Source organism: Rathayibacter sp. VKM Ac-2803 (assembly GCF_009807175.1).
Classification (GTDB): Bacteria; Actinomycetota; Actinomycetes; order Actinomycetales; family Microbacteriaceae; genus Rathayibacter.
In genome coordinates, this window is record NZ_WUCD01000001.1 from 2,332,215 (window position 1) to 2,348,509 (window position 16,295).

Below are 16,295 nucleotides of genomic sequence, written 5' to 3' on the forward strand. Positions count from 1 at the left end.
AATCGTGGGATGCTCCGTTGGCTCACGGCCGGGGAATCCCACGGTCCCGAACTCGTCGCCGTCCTCGAAGGACTCCCCGCAGGCGTCCCCGTCTCCCTCGACGACATCAGGGCGGATCTCGCCCGCCGCAAGCTCGGCTACGGCCGTGGCGCGCGGATGAACTTCGAGCAGGACGAGCTGGCGGTGTCCTCCGGAATCCGCCACGGCGCCACGATGGGCAGCCCCATCGCGCTGCGCATCGGCAACACGGAGTGGCCGCGCTGGGTCGACGTCATGTCGGCAGAGCCGCGCGATCCCGAGACCCTGCCGAAGGGCCGCGGCGCCGCGCTCACCCGCCCGCGCCCCGGGCACGCCGACCTGGTCGGCATGCAGAAGTACGGCTTCCCGGAGTCGCGCAACGTGCTCGAGCGCGCCTCCGCCCGCGAGACGGCCGCCCGCGTCGCACTGGGCGCCGTCGCCCGCCGGTTCCTCGGCGAGCTCGGCATCACCCTCGTCAGCCACACCCTCGCGATCGGCCCGGTCCGTGTCCCCGAGGGCTCGGCGCTGCCGACCCCGGACGATGTCGACGCCCTCGACGCCGATCCGCTGCGCTGCCACGACGCCGCCACGAGCGCGCTGATGGTGGCCGAGGTCGACCGGGCGCACGACGACGGCGACACGCTCGGCGGCGTCGTCGAGGTGCTCGCCTACGACCTCCCCCCGGGTCTCGGCTCCTACGTGCACTGGGACCGCCGGCTCGACGCACAGCTCGCCGCCGCGCTCATGGGCATCCAGGCGATCAAGGGCGTCGAGGTCGGCGACGGCTTCCTCACCACGACCCGCCGGGGCTCCGAGGCGCACGACGAGCTGTTCCAGGCCTCAGGAGGCATCGGCCGCTCGAGCGACCGCGCCGGCGGCACCGAGGGCGGCATGAGCACCGGCACCGTCCTGCGCGTCCGCGCCGGGATGAAGCCGATCGCGACTGTTCCGCACGCCCTCCGCACCGTCGATGTGTCGACGGGAGAGGCGGCCGGCGCGCACCACCAGCGCTCCGACGTCTGCGCCGTTCCCGCCTCCGGCGTGGTCGCGGAGGCGATGGTCGCCCTCGTGCTCGCCAACGCCGTGCTCGAGAAGTTCGGCGGCGACAGCGTCACCGAGACCCGCCGCAACCTCCAGGGCTACCTCGCCGCGATCCCGGGGGAGCTGCGGACCCTGCCCGCGAGCGACCCGGCGCTCGGCCTCGCCTGATGCGCGCCGGCTCCCGGGCGACGGCCCGCTGATGGCGGGTCACGATACCGGCGCGACTCGCGCGCGCGTCGTCCTGATCGGCCCGATGGGCGCGGGCAAGACGACGATCGGCAAGCGGGTCGCGAAGGCCCTGGCGGCCGAGTTCGTCGACTCCGACGCCGAGTTCGTCCGGATGCACGGTCCGATCGCCGCCTACTTCGATCGGCACGGCGAGGACGCCTTCCGCCGCGAGGAGCGCTCGATCGTCGAGCGCCAGGTGGGCCGCGACGTCGTGCTGAGCCTCGGCGGCGGTGCCGTGCTCGATCCGGCCACGCAGGCCGACCTCGCCGATGTCCCCGTCGTCCTCCTGACCACCACGGCCGAGGCCGTCGCCTCGCGCCTGGGCTCCGGCGTCCGCCCGCTCGTGCGCGGGGGAGTGGCCGACTGGACGCGCCTGCACGAAGCGCGGCGGCCGACTTACGACGCGCTGGCGGATCACACCGTCGACACCTCCCGGCGGCCGATCACCCTGATCGCGGCCGAGGTCGCCGACTGGGTGCGCGACCGCCACCGCGCCGAGCACCCGCCCTTCGACGACGCGACCGCCGCCGGCGGACCCGCACCGACAGAATCGGCGGCCGAGACCGGCCGCCCGAGTGGAAGACAGTCATGACCGACGGCACCACCGCCCTCACCGTCTCCGGAGACAACGGCTACGACATCACCGTCGGCCGGGGACTCCTCGACGGCCTCGCCGACGCGATCGGGCCCCGCGCCGCCAAGGTGCTGATCGTGCACCCGCCGACCCTCGCGGTCCTCGCCGCCGAGATGCGCGAGAGCCTCCTCGAGCGCTACGAGGTGCTCCTCGCGGAGGTCCCGGACGCCGAGGCGGCCAAGCGCGTCGAGGTCGCCGCCTTCTGCTGGCAGGTGATGGGGCAGTCGGACTTCACCCGGACCGACGTGGTCGTCGGCTTCGGCGGCGGAGCGATCACCGACCTCGCCGGCTTCGTGGCGGCCACCTGGCTGCGGGGCGTCGACCTCGTCCAGGTCCCGACGACCGTGCTCGGCATGGTCGACGCCGCGGTCGGCGGCAAGACCGGCATCAACACGGCCGAGGGCAAGAACCTCGTCGGAGCGTTCCACGCGCCGCGCGCCGTGGTCGCCGATCTCGACGTGCTCACCAGCCTCCCGCGCAACGAGATCCTCGCGGGCTTCGGCGAGATCGTGAAGTACGGCTTCATCGCGGAGCCCGAGATCCTCGACATCATCGAGTCCGACGTCGACCTCGCGACCGACCCGACCTCCGAGGAGTTCCGGCGTCTGGTCGAGCTCTCGATCGGCATCAAGGCTCGGGTCGTCGGCGAGGACTTCACCGAGCAGGGCCTGCGCGAGATCCTGAACTACGGTCACACCCTCGGCCACGCCATCGAGCACGCCGAGCGCTACCAGTGGCGGCACGGAGCGGCGGTGTCGGTCGGCATGGTCTTCGCCGCCGAGCTCTCGCGCTTGACCGGCACGCTCAGCGACGCCGTCGTCGATCGGCACCGGAGCGTGCTCGAGTCGCTGACCCTGCCGACGAGCTACCCGCTCGGCCGGTGGGAGACGCTGCTCGCCTCCATGCAGCGCGACAAGAAGTCGCGCGCGGGCATCCTCCGCTTCGTGGTGCTCGACGACCTCGCGCGGCCGAGCATCCTGCAGGGTCCCGAGACCTCGCTCCTCTTCGCGGCGTACCAGGAGATCGGCGCGTAGGAAGGCGCCTACGCGCCGCCGCCCAGGGCCGCGGTCCGGGCGGCGGCGTACTCCGCCTCGGTGATCGTTCCGGCCGCGCGGAGGTTCTCGAGCTCGGCGAGGCGGTCGGCGAGTGGACGGTCGGCGGCGAGACCGCCCTTGGCGAAGCGGGCGGCGACGTCGGTCTGCAGGGTGAGCGGATTCACTCCGAGCTTCTTCGCGCGGCGGACGTTGGCGACGACGATCACGACCATGATCACGACGACCACGCCGAAGAAGATCGGGAAGAACGTCGTGATGACGGTGAAGAGTCCTGAGGATCCGGGATCCGAGGGGATGTCCATCTGTCTCTCCTTCTCGCGCGTGATCCTCCACCGTCCCGCGCGGAGGGCGCGGGGTCAAGCCGCTCGGACCCGGCGTCCAGGCTCGGGCCGCCGGGAGCGCCCTCGGCTTCGAGGCGGACTTCGACTACACTCGACGGGTTGGCCGTACCGGCCGATATCGCCGTGCCCGGAGCCGGGCGACGCGGCAGCAGACTTCCACCGAAACGGATCCCCCTTCGCATGGCCTCTACCACCGACATCAAGAACGGCACCGTCCTCAACATCGACGGTCAGCTCTGGAACGTCATCGACTTCCAGCATGTGAAGCCGGGCAAGGGCGGCGCGTTCGTCCGCACGAAGATGAAGAACGTGCTCACGGGCAAGGTCGTCGACAAGACCTTCAACGCCGGCGCGAAGATCGAGACCGCCAACGTCGACCGTCGCGACTTCCAGTACCTCTACCGCGACGGCGCCGACTTCGTCTTCATGGACACCAGCGACTACGACCAGGTGACGGTCCCCGAGGCCGTCGTCGGCGACGCGGCCAACTTCATGCTCGAGAACCAGAACGTGACGCTCGCCCTGCACGAGGGCGACCCGATCTACATCGACCTCCCCGCCTCCGTGGTCCTCGAGATCACCTACACCGAGCCGGGCCTCCAGGGCGACCGCTCGACCGGAGGCACCAAGCCCGCGACGGTCGAGACCGGCTACCAGATCCAGGTCCCGCTGTTCCTCGAGCTCGGCACGAAGGTCAAGGTCGACACCCGCACGGGCGACTACCTCGGCCGCGTCAGCTGAGCCGGGCCACCGGTGAGTGCTCGCACGAAGGCGCGCAAGCGCGCCCTCGACATCCTCTACAACGCCGACGTCCGGCAGATCTCCTTCGCGCAGTCGCTCCGCTCGGAGGCCGAGCGCGCGGTGAACGAGCCGGCGCGTGAGGCCTCCTGGCTCTACGCCCGCGAGATCGTCGACGGAGTCATCGACCACGCCGACGAGATCGACGCGCTGATCTCCGACCTCGCCCAGGGCTGGACCCTGTCGCGCATGCCGATGGTCGACCGCGCGATCCTCCGGATCGGCGTCTGGGAGATCCTGCACAACGACGCGGTGCCCGACGGCGTCGCGATCTCGGAGGCGGTGGAGGCGGCGACCGTCCTCTCGACCGACGACTCCGCCGGCTTCATCAACGGCCTGCTCGCCTCGGTCGCGGAGACGCGCGCGACGGCCTGACTCCGCGTTCGTCCGCTCGCCGTGTCTCCTCGGCGCTGCTGTCCTCCCCTCCCTCGCTGATCGAGTAGCCCGCGAAGCGGGCGTATCGAGATCCACCAGCTTCAGAAGGCCGGAGCAGAAGCCGCCTCTGTTGAAGCTCGTGGGTCTCGATACGCCCCTGCGGGGCTACTCGACCAGCATGCAGGGGCGCCGGGCGCCGCCTTCCTCCTCACCATTGAGATACGGAGCGGCCTCATCGCTGGACGCCGCCTGCGGGTGGGGTGCCGGGCGACTCGGACCTATACTCGACGAGGCTTTTCCTTTAACAGCCGTCCAGTGAGGCGGGGAAGGAGGTCGGTGTGACGGCACGAACAGTGCTCAACGACGCTGACATCACGCGCGCGCTGACGCGCATCGCTCACGAGATCCTCGAGTCGAACCGCGGCGCCGACTCGCTGGTGATCCTCGGGATCCCGACGCGCGGCGTCGTCCTCGCCCGGCGCATCGCAGAGACGATCGCCCGCATCGAGCCCGACGCCGATCCGGTGTTCGCCGGCTCGCTCGACGTCACGATGTACCGCGACGACCTCTCGCGCCACCCGGTGCGCACCCCCGCCCGCACGGCGGTCCCCGCGAGCATCGACGGCCGCACCGTCGTCCTCGTCGACGACGTCCTCTTCTCCGGGCGCACCATCCGCGCCGCCCTCGACGCCCTGAGCGACATCGGCCGCCCGCGGGCCGTCCGGCTCGCCGCACTCGTCGACCGCGGTCACCGCGAGCTGCCCATCCGCGCGGACTTCGTCGGCAAGAACCTGCCCAGCAGCCTCAGCGAGCGGATCAACGTGCGCCTGGTCGAGACCGACGGCGAGGACCTCGTCGCCATCGAGTCCGCGCGCGCCGCCGACGGGAGCGCCTCGTGAAGCACCTCCTCTCGACCAGGGACCTCGGCCGCGCCGAGGCGATCGCGCTCCTCGACATCGCCGAGGACATGGCCGACGTGCAGAACCGCGAGGTCAAGAAGCTGCCGACGCTGCGCGGCAAGACGGTCGTCAACCTGTTCTTCGAGGACTCGACCCGCACCCGCATCTCGTTCGAGGCGGCGGCGAAGCGGCTCTCGGCCGACGTCATCAACTTCAGCGCCAAGGGCTCGAGCGTGTCCAAGGGCGAGAGCCTGAAGGACACCGCGCAGACCCTCGCCGCGATGGGCGCCGACGGCGTCGTGATCCGGCACAGCGCCTCCGGAGCCCCGGCCGTGCTCGCGGCGAGCGGCTGGATCGACGCGTCGATCCTGAACGCAGGCGACGGCACCCACGAGCACCCGACCCAGGCTCTGCTCGACGCGTTCACCATCCGCCGCCGCCTGCACGGCTCTCAGGCCTCGCGCGGCAAGGGCCTCGACGGAGTCGCGGTGACGATCGTGGGCGACATCCTGCACTCGCGGGTCGCCCGATCGAACGTCTGGCTGCTCACGACCCTCGGCGCCGAGGTCACCCTGATCGCGCCTCCCACGCTGGTGCCGGTCGACACCCGGGACTGGCCCGCGACGATCCGCTTCGACCTCGACGATGCGATCGACACGGGACTGCCCGACGTGGTGATGCTGCTGCGCATCCAGCTCGAGCGGATGTCGAGCGGCTTCTTCCCCAACGGCCGCGAGTACGCGCGCATCTGGGGTCTCGACGACGAGCGGCTCGCCCGTCTCGGCCCGGATACCATCGTCATGCACCCCGGACCCATGAACAGAGGCGTCGAGATCTCCTCGGCGGCCGCCGACTCGAGCCGCTCCACGGTGCTCGAGCAGGTCGCGAACGGGGTCTCCGTCAGGATGGCCGCGCTCTACCTGCTGCTGTCCGGCGAACGGGAGGTCTACTGATGAATCGGATCCTTGTGTCGGGCGCCACGCTCGCCGACCAGTCCACGGCCGACGTGCTGATCGACGGCGGCGTGATCGTCGAGATCGGCACCGACCTCGACTCGAGCGGCGCCCGCGTCATCGACGCCGACGGCCTGCTCGCGCTGCCCGGCCTCGTCGACCTGCACACCCACCTCCGCGAGCCGGGCTTCGAGCAGAGCGAGACCGTGCTGACCGGCACCCGTGCCGCCGCGGCCGGAGGCTTCACCGCCGTCTTCGCGATGGCCAACACCTCTCCGGTGCAGGACACCGCGGGCGTGGTCGAGCAGGTGCAGAGCCTGGGCGAGGACGCGGGCTACGCGACCGTCCGCCCGATCGGCGCCGTCACCGTCGGCCTCGCGGGGGAGTCGCTCGCCGAGCTCGGCGCGATGGCCCGCAGCCGCGCCGCTGTCCGCGTCTTCTCGGACGACGGCAAATGCGTCTCCGACGCGCTCCTCATGCGCCGCGCGCTCGAGTACGTGAAGGCCTTCGACGGAGTCGTCGCGCAGCACGCCCAGGAGCCGCGCCTCACGATCGGCGCGCAGATGAACGAGGGCGCCGTCTCGAGCGCGCTCGGCCTGCAGGGCTGGCCGGCCGTGGCGGAGGAGGCGATCATCGCCCGCGACGTCCTCCTCGCCGAGCACGTCGGCTCGCGCCTGCACGTCTGCCACGTCTCCACCGCCGGCTCCGTCGACGTGATCCGCTGGGCCAAGGCCCGCGGCATCGATGTCACCGCCGAGGTGACCCCGCACCACCTGCTCCTCAGTGAGCAGCTGGTCGCCGGACACGGTCGCGACGGAGCCGCCTACGACGCCCGCTTCAAGGTCAATCCGCCGCTGCGTCGTGACGAGGACGTCCTCGCCCTCCGCGAGGCGCTGGCCGACGGCACCATCGACATCGTCGCCACCGACCACGCCCCGCACCCGGTCGAGGCCAAGGAGTGCGAGTGGGATTCCGCCGCCTTCGGGATGGTCGGCCTCGAGAGCGCGCTGAGCGTCGTGCACGCCGCGGTCGTCGACGACGGCCGCCTCTCCTGGTCCGACGTCGCCCGCGTGCTCTCCTCCGCCCCCGCGCGCATCGGCCGCCTCGACGGCTACGACCGCGGTCTCGTCGTCGGCGCCCCGGCGAACGTCGTGCTCTACGACCCGGAGGTGCGCCGGCGCTTCTCGACCGACGACCTGCGCGGTCGCAGCGTCAACTCGCCCTACCTCGACCGCGAGCTGCCGGGACGCGTCGTCGCGACGCTGCACCGCGGCTACCCGACCGTCCTCGACGGCGAGCTGGTCGACGCGTCGACCGTCGCCGAGTCCGCGAGGTCGGCCCGTGGATAGGACCGCCATCACGATCGTCTTCGTCGCCGTCCTCGTGCTGGTCTTCGCCGGCATGGCCCTGTCGTGGCGCGCCCGCCGCCGCCGGTCGGCCGACCTCGCTCCCGAGGCGGTCCCCGCGGCCTCCCTCGGCGCCGAGGTCGAGGCCGTCGAGCTGCCCTACGTCGCGACCACCCGCTTCGAGCAGCCGCTCGAGCGCGTCGTCCTGCCAGGCCTGGGCTTCCGCGGCCGCTCGATGCTGCGCCTGCACGAGCGCGGAGTCGTGATCGCTCCCGTCGGCGAGCGCGAGACGGTCATCCCGGCAGCGCTGCTCCGCGGTGCCGGCGAGGGCAGCTACGTGATCGACCGCGCGGTCGAGGAGGGCGGCCTGCTGGTCGTCTCCTGGTCGCCCCGCGGCGACGAGACCGTCGACAGCTACCTCCGCGTCGCCGAGCCGCGCCTGCGCGCGCACCTCGTCGCCGAGATCCGCCGGCTCGCCGGCACCGAGACCCCCCGTTCCCCCGTCGCCGACGGCGACTCCACCCCGACCCAGAAGGGCTCCTAGTCCGTGCCAACCACACGCCTCAGCACCGAACCCACCGCCGTCCTCGTTCTCGAGGACGGGCGACGATTCTCGGGTCAGGCCTACGGCGCGCGCGGCCGCACGCTCGGTGAGATCGTCTTCGCGACCGGCATGACCGGCTACCAGGAGACGCTCACCGACCCGTCCTACGCCGGGCAGATCGTCGTGCAGACCGCCCCGCACATCGGCAACACCGGGACCAACGACGAGGACAGGGAGTCGCGCCGCATCTGGGTCGCCGGCTACGTCGTCCGCGATCCCTCCCGCGTCGTCTCGAACTTCCGCGCGCAGCGCTCGCTCGACGACGACCTCGAGGCCGACGGCATCGTCGGCATCTCGGGCGTCGACACCCGGGCGATCACCCGCCACATCCGCTCGGCCGGATCGATGCGCTCGGGCGTCTTCTCGGGCGACGACCTCGCCCTGCCCGCCGAGGAGCAGCTCGCGCTGGTGCTCGGCGGCGCGCAGATGGAGGGCCTCAACCTCTCCTCCGCGGTCTCGACCGACGAGCAGTACACCGTGCCCGCTCAGGGCGAGCGGGTCGGCTCCGTCGCCGTGATCGACCTGGGCGTCAAGACCTCGACCGTCAACTACCTCTCGGAGCGCGGCTTCGACGTTCACGTGCTGCCCGAGTCGGTCACCGCCGAGCAGGTGCTCGAGCTCGACCCCTCCGCGCTGTTCTTCTCGAACGGCCCCGGCGACCCGGAGGCGTCCGACCGCCACGTGGAGCTGCTGCGCACCACGCTGCGCGCCGACCTGCCCTTCTTCGGCATCTGCTTCGGCAACCAGCTGCTCGGCCGCGCCCTCGGCTTCGGCACCTACAAGCTGCCGTTCGGGCACCGCGGGATCAACCAGCCGGTCCTCGACAAGCTGACCGGCCGCGTCGAGATCACCGCGCAGAACCACGGCTTCGCGGTCGACGCGCCGATCGACGGCGAGCTCGACTCGCCCGAGGGCTTCGGCCGCGTCGAGGTCAGCCACTACAGCCTCAACGACTCGGTCGTCGAGGGCCTGCGCTGCCTCGACATCCCCGCCTTCTCGGTCCAGTACCACCCGGAGGCGGCGGCCGGCCCGCACGACTCCAACTACCTCTTCGACCGCTTCCGCGCCATGGTCGTGCAGCGCACGGCAGAGCAGGACGGCGCCGAGCCCCTTTCCACCAGCGACTCCGGAGACCAGAACTGATGCCCCGCAGAGAAGACATCAAGAGCGTCCTCGTGATCGGCTCCGGGCCGATCGTCATCGGCCAGGCGGTCGAGTTCGACTACTCGGGCACCCAGGCCTGCCGCGTGCTGCGCGAGGAGGGCGTCCGCGTCATCCTCGTCAACTCGAACCCGGCGACGATCATGACCGACCCCGACTTCGCCGACGCGACCTACGTCGAGCCGATCACGCCGAAGGCCATCGAGGCGATCATCGCCAAGGAGAAGCCGGATGCGATCCTGCCGACCCTCGGCGGCCAGACCGCGCTGAACGCCGCGATCCAGCTGCACGACCTCGGGATCCTCGAGAAGTACGACGTCGAGCTGATCGGCGCGAGCTTCGAGGCGATCAACCGCGGCGAGGACCGTCAGATCTTCAAGCAGCTCGTGCTCGACGCGGGCGCCGGCGTCGCCAGGTCGTACATCGCGCACACGGTGGAGGAGGCGGTGGAGTACGCCGAGGACCTCGGCTACCCGCTCGTCATCCGCCCGTCCTTCACCATGGGTGGCCTCGGCTCCGGCTTCGCGTACACCCGCGAGGAGCTCGTGCGGATGGTCGGCGACGGACTGCACCAGAGCCCGACCACCGAGGTGCTCCTCGAGGAGTCGATCCTCGGCTGGAAGGAGTACGAGCTCGAGCTGATGCGCGACACGGCCGACAACGTCGTGGTGGTCTGCTCCATCGAGAACGTCGACCCGGTCGGCGTGCACACCGGCGACTCGATCACGGTCGCCCCGGCGCTGACCCTGACCGACCGCGAGTACCAGAAGATGCGCGACATCGGCATCCAGATCATCCGCGACGTGGGCGTGGACACCGGCGGCTGCAACATCCAGTTCGCGGTCGACCCGGCCGACGGCCGCATCATCGTGATCGAGATGAACCCGCGCGTCTCCCGCTCGTCGGCGCTCGCGTCCAAGGCCACCGGCTTCCCGATCGCCAAGATCGCCGCGAAGCTCGCGATCGGCTACCGCCTCGACGAGATCCCGAACGACATCACCAAGGTGACGCCCGCGAGCTTCGAGCCGACGCTCGACTACGTCGTCGTCAAGGTGCCCCGGTTCGCCTTCGAGAAGTTCCCGGCCGCCGATCCGACCCTCACCACGACCATGAAGTCGGTCGGAGAGGCGATGGCCATCGGCCGCAACTACGCCCAGGCGCTGCAGAAGGCGCTCCGCTCGCTCGAGAAGCGCGGCTCCTCGTTCCACTGGGGCGACGAGTCGCGCTCGGCCGACGAGCTGCTCGAGATCTCGAAGACCCCGACCGACGGCCGGATCGTGACCGTGCAGCAGGCGCTGCGCGCGGGCGCGACTGCCGAGCAGGCGTTCGAGGCGACCAAGATCGATCCGTGGTTCCTCGACCAGATCGTGCTGATCAACGAGATCGCCGACCTCGTCCGCGACGCCGCATCGCTCGACGCGGGCGTCCTGCGCCTGGCGAAGGACCACGGCTTCTCGGACGTGCAGATCGCTCAGCTGCGCGGACTCGACGAGGCCGAGGTGCGCCGCCTCCGCTACTACCTGGACGTGCGCCCGGTCTACAAGACCGTCGACACCTGCGCGGGGGAGTTCCCGGCGCTCACTCCGTACCACTACTCGTCGTACGACGAGGAGACCGAGGTCGTCGCGGCCGACCGCCGCAAGGTCGTCATCCTCGGCTCGGGCCCCAACCGGATCGGGCAGGGAGTCGAGTTCGACTACTCCTGCGTGCACGCCTCGTTCGCCCTCTCGGCCGCCGGCTACGAGACGATCATGATCAACTGCAACCCCGAGACGGTCTCGACCGACTACGACACCTCCGACCGGCTCTACTTCGAGCCGCTCACGCTCGAGGACGTCCTCGAGGTCATCCACGCCGAGTCGCAGTCGGGCGAGCTCGTCGGCGTCGTCGTGCAGCTCGGCGGCCAGACCGCCCTCAGCCTCGCGGGCGGCCTCGAGGCGGCGGGCGTGCCGATCCTCGGCACCACTCCGGCGGCGATCGACCTCGCGGAGGAGCGCGGCGCGTTCTCGCGGATCCTCGACGAGGCGGGCCTGCTCGCCCCGAAGAACGGCACCGCGACCGATCTCGACGGTGCCCTCGAGGTCGCGGCCGGCATCGGCTTCCCCGTGCTCGTGCGCCCCTCGTTCGTCCTCGGCGGCCGCGGCATGGAGATCGTCTACAGCACCGACCAGCTCGAGGACTACTTCGACCGGATGGCGGGCCAGGGCATCATCGACGCCACCCACCCGCTGCTGGTCGACCGCTTCCTCGACGACGCGATCGAGATCGACGTCGACGCCCTCTTCGACGGCGAGCAGCTCTACATCGGCGGCGTGATGGAGCACATCGAGGAAGCCGGGATCCACTCCGGCGACTCCGCGTGCACCCTGCCTCCCGTGACCCTCGGCCGCACGCAGATCGACCGCGTCCGGGAGGCGACCCTCGCCATCGCGCAGGGCATCGGTGTCCGCGGGCTGCTCAACGTGCAGTTCGCGATCGGCCAGGGCGTGCTCTACGTCCTCGAGGCGAACCCGCGCGCCTCCCGCACCGTCCCGTTCGTCTCGAAGGCGCTCGGCATCCCGCTCGCGAAGGCCGCCTCGCGCCTGATGGTCGGCGAGACGATCGCCGAGCTCAAGGCTGAGGGTCTGCTGCCCGAGCGCGACGGCTCCGACGTGCCGATGGACTCGCCGATCGCCGTGAAGGAGGCGGTCCTGCCGTTCAAGCGCTTCCGCACCAAGGACGGCCAGATCGTCGACTCGCTGCTCGGCCCCGAGATGCGCTCGACCGGCGAGGTCATGGGCATCGACCGCGACTTCCCGCGCGCCTTCGCGAAGAGCCAGGACGCGGCGTACGGCGGCATGCCCGCGAGCGGCACCGTGTTCATCTCGGTCGCCGACCGCGACAAGCGCGCGATCGTGCTGCCGGCGCTCCGGCTCCGCCAGCTCGGCTTCGAGATCCTCGCCACCGAGGGCACCGCGGAGGTGCTCAACCGCAACGGCATCCAGGCCCGCGTGGTGCGCAAGTACAGCGAGGAGGCCGTCGACGACGCGCCGTCGATCGTCGAGCTCGTGAGCCGCGACGAGGTCGACGTCGTGATCAACACGCCCAGCGGAGGCGCCTCCCGCGCCGACGGCTACGAGATCCGGGCCGCCGCGGTCGCCGCCGACAAGCCGCTGTTCACCACGATCGCCCAGCTGGCGGCCGCGGTGGCGTCGCTCGATGCGGCCGCCGAGCCGTTCGAGGTGACCAGCCTGCAGGACTACGCGCTGCGCCGGTCGGAGCGCACGGCGTGACGTCGTTCGGGGAGCGCCTCGGGCGGGCGTTCGACGCCCACGGGCAGCTGTGCGTGGGGATCGATCCGCACGCGTTCCTGCTCGACGCGTGGGGCCTCTCCGACGACGCGGCCGGGCTCGAGAGCTTCGGCCGCGCCGTGGTCGAGGCCTCGGCCGGTCGGGTGGGCGTCGTCAAGCCGCAGGTGGCGTTCTTCGAGCGGCACGGCTCGGCCGGGTACCTCGCCCTCGAGCGGGTCCTCGCCGATGCGCGCGCGGCCGGCCTGCTGGTGATCGCCGACGTCAAGCGCGGCGACATCGGCACGAGCGTCACGGCGTACGCCGAGGCCTGGCTCCGGCCGGGATCGCCGCTCGAGGCCGACGCGATGACAGCCTCGGCCTACCAGGGACTCGGCTCGCTCGACGGGATGCTCGCCCTCGCGGAGGAGACGGGCAAGGGTGTCTTCGTCCTGGCCGCGACCTCCAATCCGGAGGCGGCGCCGATCCAGCGCGCGATCGTCCAGGACGGCGTCCGCAGCGGCTCCCCCCTGGCCAGCGCGGTGCTGGCCGACGTGGCATCCTGGAACGAGGAACACGCGCGCTCGTCGATCGGCTCGATCGGCGTGGTGCTCGGGGCCACCGTCGCCCTCGGCGACTTCGGCATCGACACCGCCTCGCTCCGGCGCCCCGCACTCCCGGTCCTGGCTCCCGGCTTCGGCCACCAGGGTGCGGCGGTCGCCGACGCGTCGCGGCTCTTCGGTGAGCTGGCCGCGGCGACGATCGTCAGCGAGTCGCGCAGTGTCCTCGGAGCGGGCCCCCAGGGGATCGCCGCCGAGATCGACCGACGCGCCACACACATCCAGGAGACCCTTGTCCGCTGAAACCGTCAGCCCCCAGAGTGTCGATGCGCAGGGCTCCGAGGCATCGAGTGCCGAGCCGGCCGGCCGCCGCCCGTCCCCGCCCGAGGTGGACCGCCGCGCCGCGTCGGAGGCGGCGATCGCGGCCCGTCGCGCACGCGCCGAGGTCAAGCGGGACGTGGCCTCCGGTGCACGCCTCGCGACCGCCGTCCTCGCCGCGGCGCAGGCCGACCCGACCGGGGTCGAGGGGCGGATGCGCGTCACCGACCTGCTGCGCGCCGTCCCCGCACTCGGGGTGGTCAAGACTCCGCGCGTGATGGAGCAGCTGCAGATCGCGCCGTCGAAGCGCCTCGGCGGTCTCGGGCGCCGCCAGGTCGAGGGCCTGCACGGGTTCCTCGAGCAGCGGGAGGCGCGCCAGCGCCGCACCGAGCGCAACCGCCTCGTCGTGCTCGCCGGCCCGACCGCCGTCGGCAAGGGCACGGTCTCGACCTACATCCGCGAGAACTACCCCGACGTCCTGCTCTCGGTCTCGGCGACGACCCGCTCGCCGCGCCCCGGCGAGATCGACGGAGTGAGCTACTACTTCGTCGACGACGCCGCGTTCGACCGCATGATCGAGGCGGGGGAGTTCCTCGAGTACGCGACGGTGCACAACGCCTACCGCTACGGCACCCCGCGCGGACCGATCGACGCCGCTCTCGCGCAGGGCCGGCAGGTGATGCTCGAGATCGACATCCAGGGTGCGCGCCAGGTGCGCGAGCGGATGCCGGACGCCCGCCTGGTGTTCCTCCTCCCGCCCAGCTGGGACGAACTCGTCCGCCGGCTCGTCGGCCGCGGCACCGAGAGCCCGGAGGAGCAGGAGCGCCGTCTCGCCACCGCACGCGTCGAGCTCGCGGCGCAGGACGAGTTCGATTTCGCGGTGGTGAACAGCACCGTGCCCGAAGCGGCCCGCGAGGTCGTAGAATTGATGTCGCCTCGTGCCGACGGCGCACCCGCCGACGCGGGTCGCTGAGACCCGGGCCACCGACCACCTCCGGGCCGACGCCCCGGTGCCGCAGGGCTCACGCCCCCGTCACCTCGCGCCGTGCCGCTCCGGAGCCGCAGATCGGCGCTGGTGCCCCGCACAGCGCTGATCAGCCCAAACAAGGAGACACCATGGCCAACAACCTCGGCATCATCGACCCGCCCATCGACGAGCTGCTCTCGAAGGTCGACTCGAAGTACGCGCTCGTCATCTTCGCCTCCAAGCGCGCGCGCCAGATCAACGACTACTACGCCGACCTCCACGAGGGCAGCCTGTTCGACAACGTCGGCCCGCTGGTCGACTCGACCATCGACGACAAGCCGCTCTCGGTCGCTCTGCACGAGATCAACGAGGACAAGCTCGTCGCAGCTCCGCTGGCCGAGTAGCACGACCGGGTGCGCACCTCGCGGAAGGCCGCGGCGCGGCTGAACGTCGTCGTCGGGATCACCGGCGGCATCGCCGCCTACAAGGCCGTCGGAGTCGTGCGCGCCCTGGTCCTCGAGGGTCACGACGTCCACGTCGTGGCCACCGAGGCCGCCCTGCGCTTCGTGGGCAAGCCGACGCTGGAGGCGATCTCCCGGAACGCCGTCCACACCGAGCTCTACGAGGGCGTCGCCGAGGTCCGCCACGTCGCCATCGGGCAGGCGGCCGACCTCATCGTCATCGCACCGGCGACGGCGCACACGCTCGCCAAGCTCGCGACCGGCCTCGCCGACGACCTGCTCGGCAACACCGTCCTCGCCTCCACGGCCCCGGTCGTCGTCGCTCCGGCGATGCACACCGAGATGTGGGCCAACGCCGCGACCGTCGCCAACATGGAGACCCTCCGCTCGCGCGGCGTGCACGTCGTCGGCCCCGCGGTGGGCCAGCTGACGGGCACCGACTCCGGAGCCGGCCGCATGGAGGAGCCCGCGACGATCGTCGCCGAGGCCCTCGCGGTGCACGCCCGCTCCACCGGAGCGCGCCGCGACCTCGAGGGACTCCGCGTCCTCGTCACCGCCGGTGGCACCCGCGAGCCCCTCGACCCGGTCCGCTTCGTGGGAAACCGCTCCAGCGGGCGCCAGGGCGTGGCCCTCGCCGTCGCGGCGGCCGCCCGCGGCGCGCAGGTGAGCGTCATCGCCGCGAACCTCGACATCGAGGCGCCGCGCGGGATCGACGTCAGCGGCGTCGGCACGGCGCTCGAGCTGCGCGACGCGGTGCTCGCGGCCGTGAGGGACGCCGACATCGTCATCATGGCCGCCGCGGTCGCCGACTACCGGCCCGCGAGCGTGGCCGAGGCGAAGATCAAGAAGGAGCAGCAGGGCGACCGCCTGGTCCTCGAGCTGGTCAAGAACCCCGACATCCTGGCCGAGATCTCGGCCGCGAAGACCGCAGGCCAGCTGATCGTCGGATTCGCCGCCGAGACCGAGCCCGGACGCGAGGCGATGCTGGAGCTCGGGCGCGCCAAGATCGCGCGCAAGGGCTGCGATCTGCTCGTCCTCAACAGGGTCGGCTGGAGCGAGGGCTTCCAGAGCGACAGCAATACCGTCGTGGTCCTCGATCGGGCCGGAGATATAGTGATCGAGGCTTCCGGCACCAAGTCGTCGGTCGCCGATCGCGTCCTCGACGTGGTCGCGCGCTGACCGACGCCCCGCCCGTTCGACGGGTCCTGGAGCCGCGCCTCCTCGGCGCGGCCACGCCGTCCGCGGGCGCGAGAACGCTCCGCCGTGGCGC

The 16,295-nt window shown here is 71.6% G+C and carries 16 protein-coding genes; 15 read left to right on the forward strand and 1 reads right to left on the reverse strand.

The annotated features are described in order from the left end of the window. Positions 1 to 9: 9 nt before the first annotated feature. The 3 genes from aroC to aroB are packed head-to-tail and all read left to right on the forward strand — an operon-like array spanning position 10 to position 2,955. On the forward strand, positions 10 to 1,227 hold the full coding sequence (gene aroC / locus GRS96_RS10855; RefSeq protein WP_159988465.1) for a chorismate synthase: 1,218 nt from the start codon (positions 10 to 12) through the stop codon (positions 1,225 to 1,227). A gap of 31 nt (positions 1,228 to 1,258) precedes the next feature. Next, a complete protein-coding gene (locus tag GRS96_RS10860) occupies positions 1,259 to 1,879 on the forward strand; it encodes a shikimate kinase (RefSeq protein WP_159853391.1) in 621 nt (206 codons plus the stop codon). Then, entirely contained in the window at positions 1,876 to 2,955 is a 1,080-nt protein-coding gene (gene aroB, locus GRS96_RS10865; protein WP_159853393.1) for a 3-dehydroquinate synthase, read from the forward strand. The genes GRS96_RS10860 and aroB overlap by 4 nt, the downstream gene beginning before the upstream one ends. A gap of 8 nt (positions 2,956 to 2,963) precedes the next feature. Here the strand turns inward: aroB and GRS96_RS10870 are convergent, their stop codons facing one another. Further along, the gene (locus tag GRS96_RS10870; protein WP_159988466.1) at positions 2,964 to 3,278 is read right to left on the reverse strand and encodes an SHOCT domain-containing protein; all 315 of its coding nucleotides are present in this window, start codon (positions 3,276 to 3,278) and stop codon (positions 2,964 to 2,966) included. Between the two features lie 219 nt (positions 3,279 to 3,497). On the opposite strand from GRS96_RS10870, the gene efp reads away from it, so the two are divergent. From efp to coaBC, 12 genes are all read left to right on the forward strand, one after another. Further along, positions 3,498 to 4,058 (forward strand): elongation factor P, encoded by a 561-nt coding sequence (gene efp / locus GRS96_RS10875; RefSeq protein ID WP_159853397.1) that lies wholly within the window; start codon positions 3,498 to 3,500, stop codon positions 4,056 to 4,058. Positions 4,059 to 4,070: 12 nt separating this feature from the next. Further along, positions 4,071 to 4,490, forward strand: coding sequence for a transcription antitermination factor NusB (gene nusB, locus GRS96_RS10880; protein ID WP_159853399.1), 420 nt, complete (start codon positions 4,071 to 4,073; stop codon positions 4,488 to 4,490). 338 nt (positions 4,491 to 4,828) lie between these two features. Next, complete coding sequence (gene pyrR, locus GRS96_RS10885; RefSeq protein ID WP_159853401.1) at positions 4,829 to 5,389, forward strand: bifunctional pyr operon transcriptional regulator/uracil phosphoribosyltransferase PyrR; 561 nt, start codon at positions 4,829 to 4,831, stop codon at positions 5,387 to 5,389. After that, entirely contained in the window at positions 5,386 to 6,342 is a 957-nt protein-coding gene (locus GRS96_RS10890) for an aspartate carbamoyltransferase catalytic subunit (RefSeq protein WP_159853403.1), read from the forward strand. The genes pyrR and GRS96_RS10890 overlap by 4 nt, the downstream gene beginning before the upstream one ends. Beyond that, positions 6,342 to 7,691 (forward strand): dihydroorotase, encoded by a 1,350-nt coding sequence (locus GRS96_RS10895; protein ID WP_204162074.1) that lies wholly within the window; start codon positions 6,342 to 6,344, stop codon positions 7,689 to 7,691. The genes GRS96_RS10890 and GRS96_RS10895 overlap by 1 nt, the downstream gene beginning before the upstream one ends. Then, complete coding sequence (locus GRS96_RS10900) at positions 7,684 to 8,232, forward strand: PH-like domain-containing protein (protein ID WP_159988467.1); 549 nt, start codon at positions 7,684 to 7,686, stop codon at positions 8,230 to 8,232. The genes GRS96_RS10895 and GRS96_RS10900 overlap by 8 nt, the downstream gene beginning before the upstream one ends. A 3-nt stretch (positions 8,233 to 8,235) precedes the next feature. Then, complete coding sequence (carA, locus tag GRS96_RS10905; protein ID WP_159853407.1) at positions 8,236 to 9,435, forward strand: glutamine-hydrolyzing carbamoyl-phosphate synthase small subunit; 1,200 nt, start codon at positions 8,236 to 8,238, stop codon at positions 9,433 to 9,435. After that, positions 9,435 to 12,725 carry a carbamoyl-phosphate synthase large subunit gene (carB, locus tag GRS96_RS10910; RefSeq protein WP_159988468.1) on the forward strand — a complete coding sequence of 1,097 codons (3,291 nt, stop codon included), beginning with the start codon at positions 9,435 to 9,437 and terminating at the stop codon, positions 12,723 to 12,725. Before carA ends, carB begins: the two co-directional genes overlap by 1 nt. Further along, positions 12,722 to 13,582, forward strand: a complete 861-nt coding sequence (gene pyrF / locus GRS96_RS10915; protein WP_159988469.1) for an orotidine-5'-phosphate decarboxylase — start codon at positions 12,722 to 12,724, stop codon at positions 13,580 to 13,582. The genes carB and pyrF overlap by 4 nt, the downstream gene beginning before the upstream one ends. Positions 13,583 to 13,667: 85 nt before the next feature. Next, positions 13,668 to 14,570 (forward strand): guanylate kinase, encoded by a 903-nt coding sequence (gmk, locus tag GRS96_RS10920; protein WP_236553688.1) that lies wholly within the window; start codon positions 13,668 to 13,670, stop codon positions 14,568 to 14,570. 143 nt (positions 14,571 to 14,713) lie between these two features. Continuing rightward, the gene (gene rpoZ / locus GRS96_RS10925) at positions 14,714 to 14,968 is read left to right on the forward strand and encodes a DNA-directed RNA polymerase subunit omega (RefSeq protein WP_159853415.1); all 255 of its coding nucleotides are present in this window, start codon (positions 14,714 to 14,716) and stop codon (positions 14,966 to 14,968) included. 39 nt (positions 14,969 to 15,007) lie between these two features. After that, on the forward strand, positions 15,008 to 16,204 hold the full coding sequence (coaBC, locus tag GRS96_RS10930; protein ID WP_159989312.1) for a bifunctional phosphopantothenoylcysteine decarboxylase/phosphopantothenate--cysteine ligase CoaBC: 1,197 nt from the start codon (positions 15,008 to 15,010) through the stop codon (positions 16,202 to 16,204). Positions 16,205 to 16,295 lie beyond the last annotated feature (91 nt).